General features: G+C 68.8%; 30 protein-coding genes. 15 read left to right on the forward strand and 15 right to left on the reverse strand.

Translation table 11 applies throughout. The features are described 5' to 3' along the window. The first annotated feature begins 13 nt into the window (after positions 1-13). Positions 14-1,015 carry a 4-hydroxy-3-methylbut-2-enyl diphosphate reductase gene (locus tag ACVW2K_RS08170; protein ID WP_457202162.1) on the forward strand — a complete coding sequence of 334 codons (1,002 nt, stop codon included), beginning with the start codon at positions 14-16 and terminating at the stop codon, positions 1,013-1,015. Continuing rightward, complete coding sequence (locus tag ACVW2K_RS08175) at positions 1,015-1,641, forward strand: L-threonylcarbamoyladenylate synthase (RefSeq protein WP_028639148.1); 627 nt, start codon at positions 1,015-1,017, stop codon at positions 1,639-1,641. Before ACVW2K_RS08170 ends, ACVW2K_RS08175 begins: the two co-directional genes overlap by 1 nt. A gap of 42 nt (positions 1,642-1,683) precedes the next feature. Here ACVW2K_RS08175 and ACVW2K_RS08180 read toward each other — a convergent pair whose 3' ends face one another. From ACVW2K_RS08180 to ACVW2K_RS08195, 4 genes are all read right to left on the reverse strand, one after another. Beyond that, entirely contained in the window at positions 1,684-2,109 is a 426-nt protein-coding gene (locus ACVW2K_RS08180) for a DUF6542 domain-containing protein (RefSeq protein WP_028639147.1), read from the reverse strand. Continuing rightward, complete coding sequence (locus ACVW2K_RS08185) at positions 2,106-3,146, reverse strand: DNA recombination protein RmuC (RefSeq protein ID WP_457202163.1); 1,041 nt, start codon at positions 3,144-3,146, stop codon at positions 2,106-2,108. Before ACVW2K_RS08185 ends, ACVW2K_RS08180 begins: the two co-directional genes overlap by 4 nt. Positions 3,147-3,249: 103 nt before the next feature. After that, positions 3,250-4,017 carry an exodeoxyribonuclease III gene (locus tag ACVW2K_RS08190; RefSeq protein WP_457202164.1) on the reverse strand — a complete coding sequence of 256 codons (768 nt, stop codon included), beginning with the start codon at positions 4,015-4,017 and terminating at the stop codon, positions 3,250-3,252. 31 nt (positions 4,018-4,048) lie between these two features. Continuing rightward, positions 4,049-4,297 (reverse strand): multicopper oxidase domain-containing protein, encoded by a 249-nt coding sequence (locus ACVW2K_RS08195; protein ID WP_457202165.1) that lies wholly within the window; start codon positions 4,295-4,297, stop codon positions 4,049-4,051. 40 nt (positions 4,298-4,337) lie between these two features. Between ACVW2K_RS08195 and ACVW2K_RS08200 the strand changes: the two genes are divergently transcribed. From ACVW2K_RS08200 to ACVW2K_RS08230, 7 genes are all read left to right on the forward strand, one after another. Further along, entirely contained in the window at positions 4,338-5,384 is a 1,047-nt protein-coding gene (locus tag ACVW2K_RS08200) for a WD40/YVTN/BNR-like repeat-containing protein (protein WP_457202166.1), read from the forward strand. A 19-nt stretch (positions 5,385-5,403) separates the two neighbouring features. After that, positions 5,404-5,625 carry a hypothetical protein gene (locus ACVW2K_RS08205; RefSeq protein ID WP_457202167.1) on the forward strand — a complete coding sequence of 74 codons (222 nt, stop codon included), beginning with the start codon at positions 5,404-5,406 and terminating at the stop codon, positions 5,623-5,625. Then, positions 5,571-5,804, forward strand: coding sequence for a hypothetical protein (locus ACVW2K_RS08210; protein WP_457202168.1), 234 nt, complete (start codon positions 5,571-5,573; stop codon positions 5,802-5,804). Before ACVW2K_RS08205 ends, ACVW2K_RS08210 begins: the two co-directional genes overlap by 55 nt. 4 nt (positions 5,805-5,808) lie before the next feature. Beyond that, positions 5,809-6,666 carry an MOSC domain-containing protein gene (locus ACVW2K_RS08215; protein ID WP_457202169.1) on the forward strand — a complete coding sequence of 286 codons (858 nt, stop codon included), beginning with the start codon at positions 5,809-5,811 and terminating at the stop codon, positions 6,664-6,666. 38 nt (positions 6,667-6,704) lie between these two features. Then, positions 6,705-7,781, forward strand: coding sequence for a redox-regulated ATPase YchF (gene ychF, locus ACVW2K_RS08220; RefSeq protein ID WP_457202170.1), 1,077 nt, complete (start codon positions 6,705-6,707; stop codon positions 7,779-7,781). Between the two features lie 258 nt (positions 7,782-8,039). Beyond that, a complete protein-coding gene (locus ACVW2K_RS08225) occupies positions 8,040-8,885 on the forward strand; it encodes a bis-aminopropyl spermidine synthase family protein (RefSeq protein WP_457202171.1) in 846 nt (281 codons plus the stop codon). 1 nt (position 8,886) lies between these two features. Beyond that, positions 8,887-9,435 (forward strand): hypothetical protein, encoded by a 549-nt coding sequence (locus ACVW2K_RS08230; RefSeq protein ID WP_457202172.1) that lies wholly within the window; start codon positions 8,887-8,889, stop codon positions 9,433-9,435. On the opposite strand, the gene ACVW2K_RS08235 is transcribed toward ACVW2K_RS08230, so the two are convergent. Together ACVW2K_RS08235 and ACVW2K_RS08240 are read right to left on the reverse strand one after the other, a co-directional pair. Then, on the reverse strand, positions 9,424-10,101 hold the full coding sequence (locus ACVW2K_RS08235) for a hypothetical protein (RefSeq protein WP_457202173.1): 678 nt from the start codon (positions 10,099-10,101) through the stop codon (positions 9,424-9,426). The genes ACVW2K_RS08230 and ACVW2K_RS08235 overlap by 12 nt on opposite strands. Next, complete coding sequence (locus ACVW2K_RS08240; RefSeq protein WP_457202174.1) at positions 10,094-11,098, reverse strand: ImmA/IrrE family metallo-endopeptidase; 1,005 nt, start codon at positions 11,096-11,098, stop codon at positions 10,094-10,096. The genes ACVW2K_RS08235 and ACVW2K_RS08240 overlap by 8 nt, the downstream gene beginning before the upstream one ends. Before the next feature lie 83 nt (positions 11,099-11,181). On the opposite strand from ACVW2K_RS08240, the gene ACVW2K_RS08245 reads away from it, so the two are divergent. Further along, complete coding sequence (locus ACVW2K_RS08245) at positions 11,182-11,808, forward strand: hypothetical protein (RefSeq protein WP_457202175.1); 627 nt, start codon at positions 11,182-11,184, stop codon at positions 11,806-11,808. A 292-nt stretch (positions 11,809-12,100) separates the two neighbouring features. Here the strand turns inward: ACVW2K_RS08245 and ACVW2K_RS08250 are convergent, their stop codons facing one another. The 3 genes from ACVW2K_RS08250 to ACVW2K_RS08260 form a co-directional block, all read right to left on the reverse strand. Continuing rightward, on the reverse strand, positions 12,101-12,472 hold the full coding sequence (locus tag ACVW2K_RS08250; protein ID WP_457204053.1) for an AAA family ATPase: 372 nt from the start codon (positions 12,470-12,472) through the stop codon (positions 12,101-12,103). Between the two features lie 95 nt (positions 12,473-12,567). Beyond that, positions 12,568-13,038, reverse strand: a complete 471-nt coding sequence (locus ACVW2K_RS08255) for a tyrosine-type recombinase/integrase (protein WP_457202176.1) — start codon at positions 13,036-13,038, stop codon at positions 12,568-12,570. Next, on the reverse strand, positions 12,921-13,379 hold the full coding sequence (locus tag ACVW2K_RS08260; protein WP_457202177.1) for a hypothetical protein: 459 nt from the start codon (positions 13,377-13,379) through the stop codon (positions 12,921-12,923). The genes ACVW2K_RS08255 and ACVW2K_RS08260 overlap by 118 nt, the downstream gene beginning before the upstream one ends. A gap of 59 nt (positions 13,380-13,438) precedes the next feature. Here ACVW2K_RS08260 and ACVW2K_RS08265 point away from each other — a divergent pair, with 59 nt between their 5' ends. Together ACVW2K_RS08265 and ACVW2K_RS08270 are read left to right on the forward strand one after the other, a co-directional pair. Then, positions 13,439-13,699, forward strand: coding sequence for a hypothetical protein (locus tag ACVW2K_RS08265; protein WP_457202178.1), 261 nt, complete (start codon positions 13,439-13,441; stop codon positions 13,697-13,699). A 52-nt stretch (positions 13,700-13,751) separates the two neighbouring features. Further along, entirely contained in the window at positions 13,752-14,531 is a 780-nt protein-coding gene (locus ACVW2K_RS08270; RefSeq protein ID WP_457202179.1) for a hypothetical protein, read from the forward strand. A gap of 170 nt (positions 14,532-14,701) precedes the next feature. Here the strand turns inward: ACVW2K_RS08270 and ACVW2K_RS08275 are convergent, their stop codons facing one another. Next, positions 14,702-15,001, reverse strand: coding sequence for a hypothetical protein (locus ACVW2K_RS08275; RefSeq protein ID WP_457202180.1), 300 nt, complete (start codon positions 14,999-15,001; stop codon positions 14,702-14,704). A gap of 961 nt (positions 15,002-15,962) precedes the next feature. Then, entirely contained in the window at positions 15,963-17,630 is a 1,668-nt protein-coding gene (locus ACVW2K_RS08280; protein ID WP_457202181.1) for an APC family permease, read from the reverse strand. Positions 17,631-18,031: 401 nt separating this feature from the next. Between ACVW2K_RS08280 and ACVW2K_RS08285 the strand changes: the two genes are divergently transcribed. Beyond that, complete coding sequence (locus ACVW2K_RS08285) at positions 18,032-18,529, forward strand: hypothetical protein (protein WP_028639139.1); 498 nt, start codon at positions 18,032-18,034, stop codon at positions 18,527-18,529. 307 nt (positions 18,530-18,836) lie between these two features. Here the strand turns inward: ACVW2K_RS08285 and ACVW2K_RS08290 are convergent, their stop codons facing one another. Then, positions 18,837-19,607 (reverse strand): helix-turn-helix domain-containing protein, encoded by a 771-nt coding sequence (locus ACVW2K_RS08290; protein WP_457202182.1) that lies wholly within the window; start codon positions 19,605-19,607, stop codon positions 18,837-18,839. Then, positions 19,604-19,750: a hypothetical protein gene (locus ACVW2K_RS08295; RefSeq protein ID WP_155992409.1), complete on the reverse strand. Its 147-nt coding sequence runs from the start codon at positions 19,748-19,750 to the stop codon at positions 19,604-19,606. Before ACVW2K_RS08295 ends, ACVW2K_RS08290 begins: the two co-directional genes overlap by 4 nt. A gap of 114 nt (positions 19,751-19,864) precedes the next feature. Between ACVW2K_RS08295 and ACVW2K_RS08300 the strand changes: the two genes are divergently transcribed. Further along, a complete protein-coding gene (locus ACVW2K_RS08300) occupies positions 19,865-20,065 on the forward strand; it encodes a hypothetical protein (RefSeq protein ID WP_457202183.1) in 201 nt (66 codons plus the stop codon). 3 nt (positions 20,066-20,068) lie between these two features. On the opposite strand, the gene ACVW2K_RS08305 is transcribed toward ACVW2K_RS08300, so the two are convergent. Further along, positions 20,069-20,842, reverse strand: a complete 774-nt coding sequence (locus tag ACVW2K_RS08305; protein ID WP_457204054.1) for an aldo/keto reductase — start codon at positions 20,840-20,842, stop codon at positions 20,069-20,071. A gap of 86 nt (positions 20,843-20,928) precedes the next feature. Here ACVW2K_RS08305 and ACVW2K_RS08310 point away from each other — a divergent pair, with 86 nt between their 5' ends. Next, on the forward strand, positions 20,929-21,213 hold the full coding sequence (locus tag ACVW2K_RS08310; protein WP_457202184.1) for a hypothetical protein: 285 nt from the start codon (positions 20,929-20,931) through the stop codon (positions 21,211-21,213). Here the strand turns inward: ACVW2K_RS08310 and selD are convergent. Beyond that, positions 21,156-22,142, reverse strand: coding sequence for a selenide, water dikinase SelD (selD, locus tag ACVW2K_RS08315; RefSeq protein WP_457202185.1), 987 nt, complete (start codon positions 22,140-22,142; stop codon positions 21,156-21,158). The genes ACVW2K_RS08310 and selD overlap by 58 nt on opposite strands. Positions 22,143-22,326: the final 184 nt, after the last annotated feature.

The raw sequence follows: 22,326 nt of genomic DNA on the forward strand, positions 1-22,326 counted from the left end.
CTAGACTGGCCACATGACGACCGACATGGGCATGCCGCCGATCCTGTCGCCGGAGGACGCCGACCGGGCCGTCCTGCTGGCGGCGCCGCGCGGCTACTGCGCCGGTGTCGACCGCGCCGTGATCACCGTCGAGAAGGCGCTGGACCTGTACGGCGCCCCCGTCTACGTGCGCAAGCAGATCGTCCACAACAAGCACGTCGTCGCCGACCTCGAGGGTCGCGGGGCGATCTTCGTGGAGGAGCTCGACGAGGTGCCGGCGGGGGAGACCGTGGTGTTCTCCGCGCACGGCGTCTCGCCCGAGGTGCACCGCCAGGCGGAGGCCCGCTCGCTCAAGACCATCGACGCCACCTGCCCGCTGGTGACCAAGGTGCACCACGAGGCCAAGCGCTTCGCGAACGAGGACTACGACATCCTCCTGATCGGCCACGCTGGCCACGAGGAGGTCGAGGGCACCGCGGGGGAGGCGCCCGAGCACATCCAGCTGGTGCAAGGACCCGACGACGTCGCCGGCATCGTGGTGCGTGACCCCTCTCGCGTGGCGTGGCTGTCGCAGACCACGCTCTCGGTCGACGAGACGCTGGAGACCGTGGCCGCGATCCGGGAGCGGTTCCCCGAGCTGCTGGACCCCCCGAGCGACGACATCTGCTACGCCACCCAGAACCGCCAGCTCGCGGTCAAGGAGATCTCCGCCGGCACCGATCTCGTCATCGTCGTGGGCTCCGGCAACTCCTCGAACTCGGTGCGCCTGGTCGAGGTCGCGCTCGAGGCCGGCGCGCACGCGGCGTACCGCGTCGACGACGCCTCGGAGATCGACGAGGCCTGGCTCGAGGGTGTGAGCACCGTCAGCGTCACCTCGGGGGCGAGCGTGCCGGAGGAGCTCGTGAACGGTGTGCTGTCGTTCCTCTCCGACCGGGGCTACCCGGACGCCCGGGCCGTGCACAGTGCCGAGGAGTCGCTGATCTTCGCGCTGCCACCGGAGCTGCGCCGCGACCTCAAGGCGGCCGGCCGAGTCTGATGGCCCGCTTCATCGACGTACACCCCGACAATCCGCAGCCCAGGCTGGTCCAGCAGATCGCGGACGCGCTGCGCGAGGACCAGCTCATCGCCTACCCGACCGACTCCGGCTACGCCCTCGGCTGCCAGCTGGGCAACCGCGACGGACGGGACCGGATCCTGCGGATCCGCGGGCTCGACGACAAGCACCACTTCACGCTGATGTGCAAGGACTTCGCCCAGCTCGGGCAGTTCGTGAAGCTCGACAACTCGGCGTTCCGCGCGATCAAGGCGGCGACGCCCGGGCCGTACACGTTCGTGCTCCCCGCGACCCAGGACGTGCCGCGCCGGCTGATGCACCCGAAGAAGCGCACGGTCGGCGTCCGCATCCCCGACCACGTCTTCGTGCAGGCGCTGCTGGACACCCTCGGCGAGCCGCTGCTCACCAGCACCCTGATCCTGCCCGGCGAGACGGAGCCGCGCAGCCTGGGCTGGGAGATCAAGGAGGAGCTCGACCACGCCGTCGACGTCGTCGTCGAGGCGGGCGAGACGCTCGCCGAGCCGACGACGGTGATCGACTGGTCGGAGGGTTACCCCGAGGTGGTGCGCCTCGGCGCCGGGGACCCCGCGCGCTTCGAGGCCGCCTGACGCCGGTGGGCGCTGTCACTTGGGCGCCGTCAGTGGTCGCTGTCAGTGGGCGCTGCGGGCCGGAGGCCGCGACTGCGTGAGCACCCGCTGCCGGACCGCGAGGATCCCCAGGCACAGGGCGTAGCCGGTGACCAGCGCGGCCGCGTGGTGGCCGAGCCCGGAGACGACGGCCTGGATCACGCCGTCGCCCTGGTCCGCGATCACGTCGGGGCGGGTGAGGCCGAGCAGCGTGAACACCGCGACCATGAGCAGCGGTGGCAGCACGCCGACGGTGAAGAAGTCGCTCGGCCGGACGGCGAGCGCCATCGCGATGCAGATCAGCACGTAGCAGACGTCGAAGAACGGCCCGACGTGCCCGAAGACCGCCTGGTCCAGCACCACCGCGGTGAGGGCGAGCGCCAGCCCGAGCGCGACGACCTGACGGCCTGGCTCGCGCCCCTCCTCCCAGAGAGTCCGGCGCTGGCTCACAGGGCCACGGTATGGTCCGTGCCCTCCTCGCCGTCGGCGGCGCGCCGGTCCACGACCCGCAGGTCGACCGGTGCCATCGACCGGGTCTGCGACTCCACCTGGCGGGGTGCGGGCAGGTCGCCGAACCGCCGGGCGCTGACCAGCACCCGCGACTCCAGCGAGCCCACTGTCTGGTTGTAGTGGCCGACCGCGGCGTTGATGGACCGGCCCAGCTGGTCGAGGTGGGCGTTCAGGCCGGCCAGCCGGCCGTGCAGCTCGCGGCCCGCCCGGTGGATCTCGCGGGCCTGGTCGGCGAGGGCCTCGTGGCTCCAGCCGTGGGCGACCGTGCGCAGCAGGGCGATCAGCGTGGTCGGGGTCGCGAGCACGACCTGCCGCGCGGCGGCGTACTCGATGAGCGACCCGTCGGTCTCCAGCGCCGCCGCGAGGAAGGACTCGGCCGGCACGAACAGCACCACGAACTCCGGGGTCTCGGTGAGCGAGCGCCAGTACTGCTTGGAGCCGAGCGCGTCGACGTGGGTGCGCAGCTGCCCGGCGTGGCGGCGGAGGTGGTGCTCGCGCTGGTCGTCGTCGTCGGTCGAGGTGGCGTCGAGGTAGGCGTCGAGCGGCACCTTGGCGTCCACGATCACGCTGCGACCACCGACCAGGTGGACGACCAGGTCGGGCCGGCGGGCGCCGTCGTCGAGCCGCACCTGCTCGGCGAAGTCACACCGGTCGACGAGCCCGGCGAGCTCCACGGCGCGGCGCAGGTGCAGCTCGCCCCACCGCCCGCGCACCTGCGGCTTGCGCAGCGCGGTCGACAGCGAGCGCGTCTCGCGCTGGAGCTGCTCGACCTGGGTGTCGAACTGGCCCTGCCAGGTCGCGCGGGCCCGGTCGAGGTGCTGCATCTGGTCGCTGAGGCGGTCCAGCCCCTGCATCACCTCGGCCTGGTCGACCAGGCCGGCGACGTACGGGGTGCGCGAACGCGACCACAGCACGCCGAGCAGGCCACCCAGGCCGAGCCCGACGAGCAGGGTGAGGAAGAGCGTCACTGCGGTCATGGCGCCAGCATGGCGGGGGCCACCGACAGTGGGGTCGTTGTTCGGGTCCGCGGTGAACCTGAGGCGGTCGAGCGCGAGGTCGAGGTCCAGGTCGACCGACCCGTCAGTCGAGGTCGACGACCACCGGCGCGTGGTCGGAGGCGCCGGTGCCGGCGCGCTCCTCGCGGTCGATGAAGGCGCCGGTCACCCGGGCGGCGAACGACGGCGAGCCGAGCACGAAGTCGATCTTGAGGCCGCGGTCGCGCTCGAACCGCTGGCGGTAGTAGTCCCAGTACGTGTAGCCCGGCGCGTGGGCGCGGGTCACCTCGACGTACCCGTCGTCGAGGAGCGCCTGGAACGCCGCCCGCTCGCGCGGGGTGACGTGGGTCGACGTCGCGAACTGCGCGATGTCGAAGACGTCCTCGTCGCGGGGTGCGATGTTCCAGTCGCCGACCAGCGCGGTGGCGCCGTCGCGCCACTCGTGGGCGGCGGTCCGCAGCTTGGCCAGCCAGTCGAGCTTGTAGACGTAGTGGGGGTCGTCGGGCTTGCGGCCGTTGGGCACGTACAACGACCACAGGCGTACGCCGCCGCAGGTCGCGCCGATCGCCCGCGACTCCGGCTCGGCCACCTCGCCCCATCCCGGCTGTCCCGGGAACCCGGTCTCGACGTCGTCGAGCCCGACCCGGCTGATGATCGCGACCCCGTTCCACTGGTTCACCCCGGCGACCGCGACGTCGTACCCGCGCGCCTCGATGCCCATCAGCGGCAGCTGGTCCTCGCGGGCCTTGGTCTCCTGGAGCGCGAGCACGTCGATCTCGTGCCGGTCCAGGAAGGCCTCGACGCGGTCGATGCGGGAGCGGAGGGAGTTGACGTTCCAGGTGGCGATGCGCACGCGGGCCACCCTAGTGAGGCAGGCCGACCGGCTACGGGACGACCTCGAACGTCGTTGTCATCCCGTGGTCCTCGTGCTCCAGCATGTGGCAGTGGATCCTGAACGGCACCGTGTAGTCGGCGAACCGGGCGGCGACCACGACCTCCTGGCCCGGGTCCAGCTTCCAGGTGTCGTCGTGCCCTCGTTCCCAGGCCGGCGGCGGCTGCCCGTCGCGGTTCGCGGTGCGCCACTGCTCCTCGTGGAGGTGCACCTGGTGGTCTCGTCGATTTGCGAGCCTCACCCCGGCATCTTGACGCGACGATCGGGCTTACAGTGCTGGAATGCGCAGACTTCTCGGCATCCTGTCAGTCGCCTTCCTCGCCGTCTCCCTCGCCGTCTCGCTCGCAGGCTCGGCACACGCCGCCGCGCCGCTGCCGCACTGGAGGCACGTCGACGTCCACACCGACCAGCAGTTCCGCGGCCTCGACGCGGTCGACGCGCGCACCGCCTGGGTCGGCGGCAGCGCCGGTGGCGTCTGGCGTACGACGGACGCCGGCCGCACCTGGCAGAACGTCTCGCCGGCGGGTGCGAAGGGGTTGCTGTTCCGCGACGTCGAGGCCCGAAGCGCTCACGTCGCGCTCGTGATGTCGATCGGCAACGGCCGCGACAGCCGGATCTACCGCACCACCAACGGCGGGCGGACCTGGACGAAGGCCTTCGTCAACCGGGACAGGAAGGCGTTCTACGACTGCATGGCGATGTACCCCGGCGGCAAGAACGGGCTCGCGATGAGCGACCCGGTGAACGGCAGGTTCCGGATCATCGCCACCCACGACGGCGGCGCCTCGTGGCGGCGGGTCGACCCGGCCGGGATGCCGCGGGCGAAGAAGGGCGAGTTCGGGTTCGCCGCGAGCGGCACCTGCCTGGTCACGGCCGGGGCGCACGACGCCTACCTCGCCTCGGGCGGGTCCGTGGCGCGCGTCTTCGCCAGCCACGACCGGGGCAAGCACTGGACCGCCACGGATTCGACGATCCCGGCCTCGGCCGCGGGCGGGGTGTTCTCGCTGGCGTTCCGCTCCGGTGTCGGTCTCGCCGTGGGCGGCGACTTCGAGCACGAGAACCGCGGGGCCCATGCCTCGGCGTACTCCCACTCACACGGCCGCCACTGGCGCAACGGCGGCGATCTCTCCGGCTACCGCTCCGGCGTCGACTGGCGGACCGACGACGTCGCCGTCGCGGTCGGGCCGTCCGGCAGCGACCTGACCCGCAACGGCGGGAAGCACTGGACGCGCTTCAGCCGGCTCGACCTCGACGCGGTGCAGTGCGTGCCCGGCACGTGCTGGGGCAGTGGACCCGAGGGCGTCGTGGTGCGCCTCGTCAAGCACTGACGTCTGCCACGATGCGCCCATGAGGCGCACCGTGCAGGCGATGCTCGCCATCGCGATCCTGATCGACGTCGCGTACTGGTCGATCTGGTTCACCGATCGCGACGCGCTCGCCAGCGAGCACACCCAGGCGTACTACGACTTCGAGAACGCCTCCCGCTCGCCGACCTCTGGCTGGGCCTCGCGTGCGTGCTCGCCCTGGTGGCGCTCGTGCGGGACAACGGGTCGGCGACGTTCTGGCTGACCTGTGCCGGTTCGGCGGGGATGTACCTGTTCGGGATGGACTTCCTGTACGACGTCGAGCACGGCATCTTCACCTCCGGCGGGGGTGGCGCCGTCGAGGCCGTGATCGTGGCGCTCACGCTGGTGTTCTCCGTGACCGTGCTGCGGTTCGCCTGGACCCGGCAGCCCGCCGTAGCGTGAGGACGTGACTGCCCGCCTGACGTCGATCCACCGGTTCCCGGTCAAGTCGTGCCGGGGTGCGGCCGTCGAGGTCGCGACCGTCGACCCGTGGGGCCTCGCGGGGGACCGGCGCTGGATGGTCGTCGACGACCGGGGCGTCGTGGTCACCGCGCGAGAGGTCAACAGGTTGGTGCTCGTCGCGCCCGAGATCACGGCGTACGGACTCCGCCTGACCGCGCCCGACCTGCCCGCCCTCGAGGTGGGCGTCCCGGACCCCGCCGGCCAGGTGCCGGTGGAGATCTGGTCCTCGCGGCTGACCGCGGCCGCAGCCGGACCGGAGGCCGATGCGTGGTTCAGCAAGGCCCTCGGCAGGGCCGTGCGACTCGTGCACCTCGACGACCCGATGCGCAGGCCGACGAACATCGAGTTCAGTGAGCCGGGCGACCGGGTGTCGTTCGCGGACGGGTACCCGCTGCTGCTGGCGACCGAGGCCTCGCTGGGCGCGGTGAACGACGAGGTGCTCGCGTCGTCGCCGTTCGACCGCGAGCCGCTGCCGATGACGCGGTTCCGGCCGAACGTCGTCGTCAGCGGCGTCGGGGCGTGGGCCGAGGACGACTGGCGCCGGATCCGGATCGGAGACGCGGTGTTCCGGGCCGTCAAGGGCTGCGACCGATGCGTGCTCACCACGATCGATCCCGACACCGCCGCACGCGAGAAGGAGCCGATCCGCTCGCTCGCGAGGATCCGCCGCTGGGACGGCGCCACCTGGTTCGGGATCAACCTCGTGCCGGACACCCCCGGAGTGACCATCCGGGTCGGTGACGACCTCGAGGTGCTCGAGGCCGTGCCGCCGGGCGGCGGCCCGATCCGGCCGCCGCGCTGATTCGGGCGCGGTCCGTCCGCGCCGTAGAGTTGCCGCCCGTGGCTCTCACCATCGGCATCGTCGGACTCCCCAACGCGGGGAAGTCGACCCTCTTCAACGCCCTGACCAAGAACGACGTCCTCGCGGCGAACTACCCGTTCGCGACGATCGAGCCGAACGTCGGCGTCGTGGGGGTGCCGGACGACCGGCTGCCGAGGCTCGCGGAGCTGTTCGGGTCCGCCCGGATCCTGCCCGCGACGGTGGAGTTCGTGGACATCGCGGGCATCGTGCGCGGCGCCTCCGAGGGCGAGGGCCTCGGCAACAAGTTCCTCGCGCACATCCGCGAGTCCGCGGCCATCTGCCAGGTGACGCGGGTGTTCCGCGACGAGGACGTCACCCACGTCGACGGCGAGGTCAACCCCGCCAACGACATCTCCACGATCCAGACCGAGCTGATCCTCGCGGACCTCCAGACCGTCGAGAAGGCGATCCCCCGGCTGGAGAAGGAGGCCCGCGGCAACAAGTCGCTCGTCGCCAACCTGGACGCCGCGAAGGAGGCGCTCGGCCACCTGGAGGCCGGCACTCCGATCACCGCGACGAAGGTCGACCGGACGCTGGTCCGGGAGCTGTCGCTGCTCACGGCCAAGCCGTTCATCTACGTCTTCAACTGCGACGCCGACGAGCTCGCCGACGAGGCTCTCAAGGCGCGGATGCAGGAGCTCGTGGCGCCGTCCGAGGCGATCTTCCTGGACGCGAAGTTCGAGGCGGAGCTGGTCGAGCTCGACGACGACGAGGAGGCCCGCGAGATGCTGCGCGAGATGGGCGTCGAGGAGCCTGGCCTCGAGGTGCTCGCCCGGGTCGGGTTCGAGACCCTCGGCCTGCAGACCTACCTGACGGCGGGCCCCAAGGAGACGCGCGCCTGGACGATCCCGAAGGGCGCGACCGCCCCCGAGGCCGCCGGCGTGATCCACACCGACTTCCAGCGCGGCTTCATCAAGGCCGAGATCGTCTCCTTCGACGACCTGCTCGAGGCCGGCTCGCTGCTGAAGGCACGCGAGAGTGGCAGGGTCCGCATGGAGGGCAAGGACTACGTCATGCAGGACGGCGACGTCGTGGAGTTCCGCTTCAACGTGTGAGTCGGCGCGTTCGCGCAGGTCAGACGGGTATGACCCCTCCCAGTCCGCACAGAGTCCGCAAGAATTTCAGCAGGATGGCTCACGCGGCCCCGCCGGAAGGAGCCCCTCAGGGGCTGAGAGCGCGGATGGCCGGAGTCCGTTTGGGCGGCTCTATGGCGAAATTGCGCAGCGAGGACACCCATCCGCCGCGTAATCTTCTGGGCGATCCACGTGGCGCTCGCCTGATCTTGCTGCGCCCAGAATGAGCGTCCGACCTAGGTGGTGATTGCAGTGGTGGTCGAGATTGACCTGAAGGCTGCCATCAATGCGGTCTCCGACGTGGTGCAGAACCGCCCTCGGCCCTTGCGCGAGTTCGATCAGATCTACATGAAGACCGGCGACATGGTCATGCAGAGCGAGTTCGTCTCCCGCTGGGCCGACGGCAATCGGCTCGCCTTCATCGGCGACGGCGACGCCATCAGTGTCTGCACGGCCTACTTGTCGGCCAAGGGGATCCTCGACACCGGGCCGGCGCACATCACCGTGTTCGATTTCGACGAGCGCATCGTCAAGGCGGTGACCCGCTTCGCCGACAAGGAGCGCCTCGACAACCTTGACGCCGTGCTCTACAACTGCCTCGACGCCTTCCCGGACGTCGAGCCCTACGACCGCTTCTACACCAACCCGCCGTGGGGTGCGAGCAACGCCGGCGAGAGCGTCAAGGTCTTCGCCCAGCGCGGCATGGAGGCGATGCACTACAGCGGCGAGGGCATGATCGTGATCGCCGACGACCTCGAACTGCCGTGGCCCAAACAGGTGCTGCACCGCGTCCAGCAGTTCGCCGTCGAGCAGCAGTTTTTTGTCAGCCGCATGATGCCTCGGCTGCACGCGTATCACCTGGACGACGCCCCCGATCTGAAGTCCTGCAACCTGATGATCGCATCCCTGCCCGACAGCGGACATGTGCCGCAGAGCGAAGCAATCCGTGGCCGCGAACAGCTGGACCACTTCTATGGGAAGTCGGCCAGCCCCTATGTTCGTTACGTCCGCGAGCGCCAGCGCGTCGATTACGGCCGGGCCAACACCAACGAGTACGAGTTCGAGCTGCTCGACGAGGAGGAGTGAGATGACCATCGAGCCCGGCGACAACATCTTGTACATGAAGGTCGGCACCCACGCCAGCGAGGAGCTGTCCGACATCATCGGCCGCAAGCGAGCCGAGATCGAGGCCGAAGGCATGGCCTTCTGGGGCTATGGCGGCAACACCTGTCACCCGTCGTCCATGGTGCGGCCCTTCGCCATGGGAAGCGTGGGGCCGATCGTGCTGGCAATGCAGCCGATGACATCGAACCACTTCGCTGAGCCCGTGCGCGCTGACGAGTACTCGGAGGACGGCGTCAGGTGGAAGCCGGTCCCCAAGGGCATCAACTGCGTCGGGTCGCGGTACGCCCTGCTGGTCGACTCGCTCGACGAGGTCGATGAACTGGTTGATCTGTCACGGACACGCGTTGCCATCGGCCCGAGTCGAGGCAAGGTCGGCGCGACTTACATCCAGGGCCGGGTCGACAAGGCGTGCTTGGAGGTTACGGATGAGCCGGCCGGTGAGCCCAAGATGGTCCAGATTAGGTTGCGGGCCAACGTCGTCGCGCCCTACGCGGTGTTCCTACGCAACTGACGGCAGTTCCAACATGTCCCCCGGGATCAGCAGCGTCGGTGCGCTTGCACGAACGCTGTTGATATAGCTCGACAAGCCAGAAGGCTCGAAGGTCTCGTCGACCGCCGGGTTCGTGAACTGGAAGCAGATGTTGATCGCTGTGTCCATGCCCAGCTCGGCCATTACCAGGGCACGCACCGGCAGCGCCCCGAGCCGCTGCACCGCCAAGGTCATGGCTTGTTCGAGGCACGCGATGCGCTCCGTCAGCGCTGCCAACTCGGCAACTGTCTCGAGGAGTGCCTCGGCTGCTGCGATGGCCCGCTTGTCGCCGGTCAGCAGGGCAGGGATACTTCGCGCGATGGCGATCGCGCACAGCTGACTCTCGCCAGAGTCGAGTTCCAACCCAGCTATGGCCGCCTCCGCCTCGATGTCGGCAGCCAGCCCCAGTTCATCGTCGGTTGGCTCGAGCTCGACAGCGTCCCCTAGGAAGGCCGCGAGCCGGGCTTGGGCTGATTCTGTATCGGCGGTCTTCCGTCTCAAGCGCTTCCGTGCCACAAACCGAGTTGTGGCGATCACCCCGCGACGGCCGCTGCAGTCCGGCGCACATCCAGGGTGTGCGATCACGTCAAGAAGGTCGTAGGCGGCCAATTTCATGACGACGTCGACGTCGAGCAGAAGTTCACACATCGTCGCGTGGCAACCCCATCACGACTCGGAGGTAGTCCTGGCTGTCCTCCGGAATCGCTGGCCAGTCCAGCTGCCGCTCTGCAATCGAGTTGAGCCAACGCGGCACGTCCTGTTGGCCAGGGGCGATGATCTTCAGTGAGCCGTAGACCTTGTCCCACTGCTTGGTGGTGTGCCCGGCGCACATGGCCAACACCCCCGGCTCGATGCCGAGGCGCGGGCCTTGTTGCTCGACTGCGTTGGCGAGCTGAGTCGCCGAGAAACGCTCGATGTCGGTCAGCACTACGGGTTCCGGCTGACCGGTCAGCAGCTCCAGTGCGAATCGATCGGCCTCGGCTTCTTCGTCGTCACCCGGCTCGGGAGAGACCAGCGGGTCCTCGAAGTCCACCACAGCAGTCGCGCCAATCAAGTGGTTGAGCATCACGTGACCGATTTCGTGGGCCAGCGTGAACGTCATTGGTGCGAGGTAGGACGAGTCGCGGGCCAGCAGGACGGCCGCCCGACCACCAACTGCCGCGGTCATCGCGTGCATCCGCTTCTGCGCCAGCGGGAAGATGCGCAGTTGCAGCACCGGAATACCGATGCCCCAAGCAAACGCGAGCAGCGCCTCGGCGTGAACGAACGGGGCCTCATGCAGAACCGCATCACGAATCTCGTGGGCGCTGTATGTCGCGCTCGAGTCACCCGGAACTGCGCCGGCGACGGCCGTCCGTGCCACGGCGCAGCCAAAGGAAGAGAGGGCTTGCTCCTCGGCGGATGCGGCCGCCGTTAGACGCTTGAATTTGGTCTCGTCGCGCCAGACAAAGCGCGCTTCGCCGTCAAGCAGGTCCTGGGGCGAGAGGCCCAGGCGACGGGCCACTGTGAACGTCAGTTCGGCAGTGGCTGACAGCGACGACTCCGCCTCGGAGCTCCACCACTGTGGCCAGGCGGCGTCGACAGCGGCGTTGGCGATGCCGGCGCGACTGAGCTCGACGCGTAGGGCTTTGGGAGTAAGCGCCACAACTACTCCTCCCCGGTACTCGACGACCGGACACACCCGTCCCGGTGCCTCGGTGACCCCGGGTACACCTCTATTGTCGGGGCATGCTCCACGATGTCGACACGGATAGTACGGCAGAGCTCCTCCCCGATCTGTTCTGTTGGACGAAGTACGGCACCGAGGCCGGTGAGGACATTGGCGCGATCCTTGAGCGTAAGGAATCCGAGCGGTTGGCCAGCGGCGGCACGTTCCTCTGGGGAGTTGGCAACGCCATCGGCCCGTCCGTTGAAGCCCTCCTCGCGCACGCCATCGAACCTCAGGTCGTCTTTACGCCGATGCGATCACGACCGGCAGCGCGCGACGTCGCACCCGCGCAGGTCGCGGTGTGGCATCGCGGGGTCGGCCTCGACGGCGAGCCTTTCGAGCTTCAGGACTCTTGGCGTGTCACGAGCCGGATCAGTCCAAGCAAGAGCCACCACTATGCCCTGGTCTGTCGCAGCGAGCAGCCACTTGGTGTCAGCGTCCGTCCACGTCAATCCTTCGCATCCACCCACGTCCAGAACTTGCGGTCAGGTTCCAAGGTTGGCGCCTCGCAGGTCACGTCAGTGGTGCGTCGGATTGCCTGCGCCCTTGGTCTGATCCCCTCGAGCTACACGGTTTCGTTCACGGCCGACCTTGTGGCGCCGTACTTCGTCCGACTAACTGAACATTCACTCATGGACGCATCGTGATCGCCGAGCCAACTGTCCGCATCCTGTGCACGCCAAGCTCCCTACCGACCCGCAGCTCAAGGTACGAGATTGCAGCGCGAGGCCACCGCGCGACAGACGTCCTCCCGGGACGAGCGCGCGTCAATTACCGATAGCCCGATCCTGAGTGTGCGAGCGTACGCGGCAGAGAATGCCAGTTGGGTGTTGTTCAACTGCTCCAGCTTCCACCGATCGTCGGCTCGCCTGCCTTCGGGCGTCGCACGGATGCGTCCGAGTAGGGTCTCTCCGTCTGCGATGACGCAGACGATCTGCGTTATGTGCCGATTGCAGTGAGCGCGTCGATGCTATACGGAAGCGCCCTGAGTCCCGACACTTCACTGGTGACCGCGTGCGAGTCGATGACCACCGGACCGTCCTCACGCCATCCGGCGAGCAGCATCGGCAAGCTGGCGTCGAGCTCCGCGATAAGGTCCGCGGTCACAACGTTCGATGACTGATCTCGAAGCTCCTGATGGCTGATGCCGTGCAAGCTGGCGTGATCTCGCAGCGCCTGTCCGTAGCTGAATGCACGCGCCCCGTAGGTCGCGCGAAGGTAGTCGGCCACCGAGGTCTTGCCGGTCGCGGGTGCCGCATGGGCTTGAGCCTTGGCGATGACCGTGGGTTCGCGGGGAGGGCGGTTCGGCAGTCAACTCTGCTCGAAATCGATTGTCGCGACGTCGCGCGGTGAAACTTGCGCGTCGTGGACCACCTTCAGGGCGCGGATCTTGCTCGGGTCGGAGTTCAGGGGCCTAGTCTGCGAGCGGCTCCCGTTCCCTGCTGCCCGAGCGACGAAGACATGATCGACTCCGCTGCCTTCCTCGTACGGTCCTCGGCGGTAGGCCAGAGGTGTGCGTAGGTGTTGAGGGTCGTGGTTGCCTTCGCATGGCCGAGCGACCGTTGGACGGTCACGACGTCGCAACCGGCGGCGATGAGACCGGAGGCGTAGAAGTGGCGGAGGTTGTGGAGCTTTATTCCTGACAGGCCGGCGTCCCGCAGCGTCTTGCGCCACCAGTAGCCGACGGTGTTCTGGTGCGGTGGTTCGTCGCCCTCCCCGGCGAAGAGCCACCGATTCTTGCCGGTGGTGCCGTGAGCGGTTACGTGTGGGTCTCGGTGCCGCTGGCCTCGAAGACGAAGGGGAGCCGACCGTCCTTCGTCAGCGCTGCGAGCTTTACGTCGGGCGGGAGGCCGTCGGCGTACATCGCCGACTGCCACTCGACACCCGACAGAGGAGTGCCCTCCGGCTTGGCTTCGATCACCCCGACGACCCGTTGGTCGACGTAGAGCAGGTAGTCGGCTCGACCGTGCCCGGTCGCCATGGTTGCCTCGCGGCGCGCGACGCCCTGGGCCGCGAACAGGTTGAGCGACCTGCTGTCCTGCACCGACCAGCCCGCGTCGGTGAGCTGGCGGTCTATCAATACGCGGGCGCGCGCCTCCGCGGCAAGGCGGTTGGCGTCGCCCCCGAGATTCATGGTGCCTCCTAGGTTATCGGTGCGGGCCTGCGCGTACGGGCGGATCGATGATGCACCCGATCGCCCGGCATTCACCTTGGGCATTTGGATTTGCCTAGACGGTAGTTGTTGGTACTTTGGTACCCGAGAAGGAGGGCAGCCCTATGGTTACCGCTACTGCGCCGATCAAGGTTGACGCCGCTACCGACGAACTCGTGTCGCACGCAGCTCACTTCATGTCCCGTTCGAAGAAGGACATCGTTGACGCTGCCGTGCGCGAGTACATCGACGCCCACCGCGATGAGATCAACGCCGGGATCAAGGCTGCGCTCGGCCAGCTCAATGGCACCGACGCCGCTGCTGTGTCGCTCATGACCGGCCTCAGCGGCGAAGAGCTCGACGACCTCGGCGGCATGCCGAAGTAACCGACGCATCGCCTTCCGCTGGACCGTCCGACCTGACCGCTAGATTCGCCACATGGTCTCGGAACCGGTCGGCGTGCGCCCAACGAAGCGCTGCCTCGGTGATGTTGGGCTTGAACTGCCGGACCTTGGGGTCCGCCTGGAAGAGATCGATCAGCCGGTCATCGTGAGCGCCCAGGCGGTCCCCGAGCAGCGGGACGCAGGCGGCGCCGAGCGCGTCGTCGCGCTCACCGATCGCGTCTGGTTCAAGGTCAAGACCAGCGACCACCGCGCTGCCGTGACCGAGCTCCGCGGCACTGATCTCCCGGAATGGGTGCGCCCGAACCGAGGGGCATGGTGGATCGGGGCCGCTGGCCGGCGCCAAGCGGACAGCGCCCAGCGCGACTTCTACGCCACGCTGCAGCGAGAGTGCACGACGGGGAAGACCGTCTCCTCGGATCACCTGCTCCCGGCCGAGTGGGACTGGAAGCGCCTCGCTGCAGAACAGGCTGTCGCGTGGCGGCGCGAGATGAAGAGCATGGTCATCCGGCTCGTCGCGATGTCGCTGAAGAGCGGCCATCTCGCCGTCGCCGAGTTCCGAAACCATCGGATCAAGGCCCTCGTCCGGGCAGAGAACGGGCACGAGGCCTACCTCGCGATCATTGCCGAGGGAGTGCCGGACCCGCAGATGTTCGCGCTGCTCCTCGACTGCGTCCCGGGTGTCGCGCCTGAAGACTGGCAGCCCGAACCGTCGCCCGTGGTGGAGATGAGCCCTGGCTCGGGCGAGATCATCTGGTCGACGCTCTTCCCGTCCGAGGTCGCAAACGCGATCCTCGACGTGGAGACCGATAGCTGACGGCCGGCGGTTCGCAACTAGTCCGCTGGAACTCTCGCGGGTGCACGCGCCGCCACATGCGAGATGGGCAGGTAGGTCATCGCCACGAAGGCGACCCCTTCCCCAACCAAGGAGGGCAACGTCAAAGCCCCGGACACCCGTGCCGGTGTCCGAGGCTTCTTCCTCTGCTACTACTCCTCGATGTCGGGCGGCGACTCCTTCTCCATGGTCGCGACCTGGTGGATCATCTTCGCGACCTCAGCGCTCATCAGGAAGTAGGTGTCGTCCCCGACGTAGCGCTTGCTGTAGGGCCGCTTGTCCTTCGTGCGCCGCTCGCCGGCTCCGATGACGCCCGACATCACCTTGCGGTTGTAGCCCACCGCCTCGCAGAGGTCGGGCCAGAAGACCTCCTCGCCGGGGTGGAGCGACAGCTCCAGCAGGAGGTCCTTCCACGGCTGATTGTTGGTCCCGCCGAGGTAGGCGTCCTTCACGTCGTCGTAGGTCAGGTCGGCTGAAGGTACCGTCGCGTCCTCAGAGGAACCCTCTGGCGAACTCGTCGCGAAGAGCGTGGCAACGTACTCATAGAGGTCCGACAGGCGTTTCGTGGGCACGGTGACTGTGATTGTAGTAGTGGCGTTCATTGGGATGCTCCTTTCGAAGGCTGGTTGTTAGGAACATGCCTAGGTTACCCTAAAGGTACCTAATGTCAAACCGAGGAAGCGAAAGGTTCCTAAACTCCGTGAGTCGGCCCCAGAGCCTCAGAGGCAGGGCTGTGATGGCGGCCGCGCGGCGACCAGGTCGAAGTCCGCGAGCGTGCGGAGCCGCCGCGCTCAACGACCTGCCCTTGTCGGCGACAGATGCTCCGGTCGTCGCCGCGCGGTCAAGCGGTTCGGCGGCCGCGAGATGGCCAGCCTTGACCGCCGTCACTTCACTGCGGTCCGGCCCAGTCACATCCAGGGCCTTCACCCTCCTGCCCGAGACGCTCAGGTGACCCCAGCGGTCCGCAAATAGTCCGCAAGAAGTCCAGCCGAGGCCGATTCTTGCCGACGACGTCCAACGGTCCCGCGAGCGCGTTTTCGCAGGTCAGACCGTATTTTTCGGTCTCGACCGGCAGCGACCAACGACTACCAAAACCCCTGGTTTCGTTCCGCTTCAACGTGTGAATCGACGCGTTTGCGCAGGCCAGATGGGCTGTGACCCCTCAAGGTCCGCACCAGTCCGCAAAAAGATTTGGTGACCCAGGCCCGATCGGGTGGTTTCAGAGGCGCGCCGTGGGAATCGCGCGGGCATGACGGGGCCGCGCGTGGGGTCCGCATCCTCCCATTCACCCGCGGTGACCGGGGGAGGCGGAGCCCGGGCGCGTGGACACGCTGTGGAGGTGGTGACTCAGCGGTGTGCGGTTCACCGCCAGCGCGGTGTTGGTCGCGCCCGCGTCCGGCCGGAGAAGGCCGGTCAGTGGGCCGGGATCTCGAGACCCTCCTCTTCGGGCAGCACGACCTCGCGCATCATCTCCTCGATCTCTTCCTGGGGCAGGCAGACCTGCATCGCCCAGTAGAAGATCGCGAAGCTGAACAGCACCGTCACCAGCATGTCCCACAGGAACGGCAGGGGCGGGTCGTCGAGGGGACCGAACGAGCTGACGTAGATGATGATCCCCAGCCCGACGAGGTACGCCGGCAGCCAGGCCGCGGCTCGCCAGTTGATCATCGGCCGGTGCTCGTTGAGGTGCAGCAGCCGGTTGCCGATCAGGATCACGTAGCCGATCAGGATCGCGACGCCGAGTTTCCAGTCGGTGTTCCACGTCGTCCAGAGGATGATCAGGCTGGCCACGGCGAACGCGACCGGCGAGAGGATCTCAGCGGCCGGCAGTCGGAAGGGCCGTTCCTGGTCGGGCAGCCGCTTGCGGAAGGCGCTCAGGGACAGCGGCGCCCCGGCGTACATGAGCACCGAGGCGCTGGTGATCAGACCCACCAACGACTGCCACGACGGGAACGGCAGGAAGCAGATGCAGCCGGTGATGAATGCGGCGATGAGCCCGACCCAGGGGACGGCGCGCTTGTTGGTCCACTCGAAGATCGAAGGGACGTAGCCGTTGCGCGACAGCCCGTAGGCCACCCGGGATGACCCGGTCGTGTAGATGATGCCGGTCCCGGCCGGGCTGATGATCGCGTCGGCGTAGATGATCGCCGCCAGCCAGCCGAGGCTGAGCAGCGTGGCGATCTCCGCGAAGGGGCTGGTGAACAGCGTGTAGTACGTCTCCTGGCTGGTGGAGGTCCACGTGTTGCCGATCGCGCTGTCGGGCAGCGCGAACAGGAAGGCGACCTGCAGCAGCACGTAGATGACCGTGCCGATGAGCATGGAGCCGATGATCGCGAACGGGATGTCGCGCTTGGGGTTCCGCGCCTCGCCCGCTAGCTGGTCGGCCTGCTCGAAGCCCAGATAGCTGAAGATGATGCCGCCGGTCGACACCGCCTCGAGCACGCCCTTGAGTCCGCTCGGAGCGAACCCGTCCGCGGCGTGGAGATTGCCGGTGTCGAAGTTGTTGAACGACAGCACGATGATCACCAGCAACGGAACGGCGACCTTCCACCACGTCATCGCACTGTTCGTCGTCGCCAGTAGCCGGACACCCAGGAAGTTGATGGCCGTGAAGATCGCCATCAAGATCACGGCGACGATGATGCCGGTGGTGGTGAGGACGCCGTTCTCGGGCTTCACCCAGCTCTGCGCCCAGCTGTAGTGCTGGGCGTAGGTGATCATCGCCGAGACCTCGATCGGCGCGACCGTCGCCGCCTGCAGCCACGAGAACCAGCCGAAGGAAGCACCGACCGCCCCTCCGAACGCGTAGTGCGGGAAACGCGCGGTGCCTCCAGAGACGGGGAACATCGCCCCGAGCTCGGCATGGACCAGCGCCAGGAGCAACATGCAGACCGCACCGATGATCCAGGCGAAGATCACCGCCGGTCCAGCGGCGATGAGGCCCTCCTGGGCCCCGAACAGCCAGCCCGAGCCGATGATGGACCCCATCGAGGCCCACATCAGGCCGATCAGACCGACTTCCCGCTTCAGCGCGAAGTCGCGCCTCCGACCGGGCTGTGACGAAGTGGCATCCACGGACATTGACGTCCCCTTCGTTCGGGGGGCCCCCCGGACCGGCCCGCGCCGGTGCCCATTTGACGTATGTCCCCCGCACGGGTCACCTCGAAACGCGCGCTCTCCCATGGCGTCACGAGCGCGCATCCGGAATGATCCCGCGCGTGTATGCCCGCTCTGACGCGTCCTGACGCGGGCTCTCCGAGCTCCAGCAGCAATCAACGACACCGACCGAGCCCGCGCCCCGTGCCTCGCGCATATTGATGATGCGCCCCCGGTGGCCGGCGAAGATGCTGGCAATGAGTGCGTGGCGTCCCCGACGACTTCCCGTTCGCGACCGAACTCAGGCGCCGCCTTCGTGCGTGCTCGCGAGTGCCCGGGATCGGGCGACCGTCCGATGCCCACCCTCCGTCCGGGAGTTGAGCTCTATGCGCCGGTCCATCAACATCATCTTGTCCGCCACGTGCGCCGTCGCGCTCAGCGCCAGCACAGCTGGCGCGGTCAGTGCCCGGGGACACACCAGCGGGTCGCCCGAGTCAGCCGATCTGGCAGTCAGCGGCGCGGTCGCCGGTGGCGCGCGCACCTTGGAGTACGGGCACCTGGCGGTCTTCGTCTTCACGCTGCGTAACCGCGGGCCTGCCGCCATCGTCGACAACTCCGCCGACATCGGCTACACCGCCGTCCGGAACGGCACCGTGGTCGATCAATACTGCATCAACACCAGCGGCAGCAGCTTCAACCCCGACTCGCCCGCGTGCGAGTTCGGCGACCTGGCGCCAGGGGAGCACACCCGCATGGTCGTGATCGTGCAACCGGACAACGTGGCCTCAGCCTACGTCAGGGTCCGGGTCTGCGCCTCGAACGAGGCAGGGGTTCCCGACGACTTCCCGGGTAACGACTGCGTCACCAGGAGCGTCCTCGTCTGAGGGGCAACCGCGGCAGTGCTTGCGGCTCGCGTGAAGGTGGTCGGGCAGGTCGCCGTACCGCAGGCTCGGACACCTCGCGCCCGATGCCGAGGCCGCCGTCCGTGGCTCCCACGTTTTCGGGACATGGTGGGTGGGGAGATCGCCCAGGCCGCAGACGTCGCGCGGACCGGTTCCGTGGACCAGTCCGCCCGACGGCCGCCCGAGGGCGCAGCGGCCCGGTCGGCTCCCCCGAATGTCGACCGGTCCGCTGCGCAGTCATGAGACCGCGTCGCCCGCGGCATGTCACGCGCGTTGCAGGATCCTGCAATCAGGTGTCGGCGTCAGCGTCGGACCAGAACTGGAGCCGCACGCCGGCCGCGAAGCGCGTTCGCACGCCGAGCAGGTCGAGCAGCGTGGCCACGTCCGCACGGACGGTCCGCACGCTGACGCCAAGCCACGTCGCGATGGCGTCGTCCCCGAGACCGCTCGCCATGAGCGCCACGACCTGCCGTTGTCGAGGCGTCAGGTCGACGACACCACCGACCCAGTCCGAAGCCGGGACCGCGAACCGCCGGACGGCTTCCCAGTAACGCCAGGCGGCCTCGAGGCAGGCCCCTGACCGCACGACCATGACCGAGGCGGTCCCGTCGAGCTCAGGCCCCTGGAGCATGACCTCGGTGCGGTCGACGATCTTCATCGTGACGGGTGCGAAGCTCATCAGGTAGCTGCCGATCGGCTCGTTCGCCAGCAGCAGCAGCGCGCCGACGCCGGTGCCCTGGGCATCGAAGACGCTCTCCATGCGGAGGCCGCCCTCGAGGACCCTGCGGTTGTTCGGCAAGCTGCGCCGCAGCTGGGAGACGTTCGCCCAAGCGCGCACCGAGTGCAGCTCCCGCCAGCGCGACGACTGGTCGATGACGAGTCGGTTCAGCTCCACCTGATCCTGGCTGCTGGCCAGGATCTCGGCATCCCGCACCGGACCCGCCTCCAGCGCCGTCGCCACCTCGCTGCGGCGTACCTGGAGCAGCGCCGCGGCGTCGAGGACAACCTGCTTCTCGGACTCGGTGAGCAGCTGCCGCGGCGGGAATCCGAGGTCCGTCACAGTTGCACCTTCTCCGCCGACCACTCCCGCAGCCGCTGGCCCGCGGCAGACCGGGACCGCACGTCGACGGCGACACGGTCCGCTGCCGGCTCCGCGGCGATCTGCTCACGCCGCACCTGGAGCACGGCGGCGGCGTCCAGCACTGCTTGACGCTGCTCAGCGGTGATGACGCGACGCGGTCGGTCGCCAAGGACGTCCACCGTGAGGCACCCCCGTGTGCATCGTTCTCCAGGACACCCGAAGTCTAGGGTGGATCCATGGGCAGTGTGGTCGACCAGCTGATCCGGTGGGAGGAGTCCGGCGGGACCTGGTACGCCGTCGGCACGACCGAGGTCGCCCTGTGCCGCTGCGACGGCGGGGAGATCGTCGACCGGCTGCGGGTCGAGGACGCCGAGACCGCGGCGTACCTGCGGCGGCGCCCGTCCAGCGACCCGTCCAGCGATCCTTCCGGCGGCTGAGCGTCAGCGACGCAGGGCGTCGATCGCCGCCATGTCCTCGTCGCTCAGGCTGAACCCGGCGACGTCGGCGTTCGAGCGGATCCGGTCCGCGTGGACCGACTTCGGGATCACGACGACGCCGTGCTGGAGGTGCCAGCGGATGATCACCTGCGCCGGCGTGCGCCCCAGGCGCTCGGCGATCGCGCCGATGGCGGGGTCGTCGAGGGTGCCGCCCCGCAGGGCGCTGTAGCCCTCGAGGACGATCCCGCGCTCGCGGTGCGCGTCCAGCGTCGCGCTGTCGAAGAGGAAGGGGCTCCACTCGATCTGGTTCACCGCCGGCACGACGTCGGTCGCGCCGGTGACCTCGTCGAGCAGAGTGACGTCGAAGTTGCTGACGCCGATCTCCCGGGCGAGGCCCGCGTCGCGCGCCTCGACGAACGCCCGCCAGATGTCACTGTTGACGGCCCCGTCACCCGGCCAGTGGATGAGCCACAGGTCGACGTGGTCGGTGCGCAGCGCCTCCAGGCTCTGCTCGAGCGTCTCCCGCTCCCGTCCGGCCCGGTTGGGCGGGCACTTGGTCGTGATGAACACGTCGTCACGCGCGACGCCGCTCTCGGCCAGGGCGCGCCCGACCTCTGCCTCGTTGCCGTACACGGTGGCGGTGTCGAGGTGGCGGTAGCCCACCTCCAGCGCGGCGGCCGTGGCGCGGACCGCGTCCCCGCCGGTGATCTGCCAGGTGCCGAAGCCCAGCAACGGCATCGAGCTCCCGCCGGGGAGCTTGGCGGCGTCGGCGGGCAGGGCGGGTGCGATGTCGGTCATGTCCCGAGTTTGTACCCGGTTTGCCCAAGCGGAGCATCGGGGAACCGCCGGATATGGCCGTCTTCATGGCGTGGACCGACGCCGACCTGACCGGCGCGGACCTGCCCGGCCCGTGGTGGGAGGTGGTCGTCGCCGCGCCGGGCCTCCTGTTCGTCGACAGCGACGAGACGCTGTCGCGGGTCTACCACGAGCTGAAGTGGTCGCTTCCCGAGGGCTCTGCGCTGGCCGTCGCCCCGGTCGCCGGGCGGCCGAAGGCCAAGGGCCTCGCTGCCGGGACGAACACCTGGCTACGTCAGCGCACCACGATCGAGGCGTCGCCCGCCGGCACCAGCTCGCCGATCACCGGGTAGCCGGGCACCTCGCCGGCGACGAGCAGGCCGCCGGACGTCTGGGCGTCGGCGAGCAGCACCAGCTCGTCCTCCGGCACCGCGGTGTCGAGGTGCGCGCGCACCCACTCCAGGTTGCGCCGGCTGCCGCCGGGGACGTAGCCGGCGGCGTACGACGCCCGCACCGGCTCCAGGTACGGCACCGCTGCGGAGTCCACCACCGCGGAGACCCCCGAGGCGCGGCACAGCTTGTGGAGGTGGCCGAGCAGCCCGAAGCCGGTGACGTCCGTCGCGCACACGGCGCCGGCGGCGAGGGCGGCGCGGGAGGCGTCGCGGTTGAGGGTCGTCATCACGTCGACGGCGTCCGGGAACACCTCTCCCGTGGCCTTGTGCCGGTTGTTGAGGACGCCGAGGCCGAGCGGCTTGGTCAGCGTGAGTGGTACGCCGGGGGAGCCAGCGTCGTTGCGCAGCAGCCGGGCCGGGTCGGCGATGCCCGTGACGGCCAGCCCGTACTTGGGCTCGGGGTCGTCGATGGTGTGCCCACCGGCGAGGTGGCAGCCGGCGAGGACGGCGACGTCGGCGCCACCACGCAGCACCTCTGCAGCGAGCTCGAACGGGATCCGGTCACGCGGCCAGGCCAGCAGGTTCACCGCCACCAGCGGATCGCCGCCCATCGCGTACACGTCGGAGAGCGCGTTCGCCGCCGCGATCCGGCCCCAGTCGTAGGCGTCGTCGACGACCGGGGTGAAGAAGTCCGCCGTGAGGACCACGGCACGAGACCCGTCCAGGCGGACCACCGCGCCGTCGTCGCCGTTCTCGACCCCGACCAGCAGGTCGGCGCCGGCGGCCGGCGTGAGGCCACCGAGCACCCGCTCGAGCTCACCGGGCGGGACCTTGCAGGCGCAGCCGCCGCCGGACGCGAACTGGGTGAGTCTGAGCGCGTGAGTCGTCACTGCGCCATTGTGCCGGGCGCTCGCGGGATGGATACCCGGTGAGCCGGGGATCCCGGCGCTTATGGCCCGTTGCAACGCCCGCCAAGCGACAGGAGCGCCCGGGAAGGGGCGGCCGCGGGCGTCAGTGCGCGGCGCGGGCGCTCTCGGGATGGATACCCGGTGAGCCGGGGATCCCGGCGCTTAT

The organism is Nocardioides sp. HB32 (assembly GCF_054058995.1).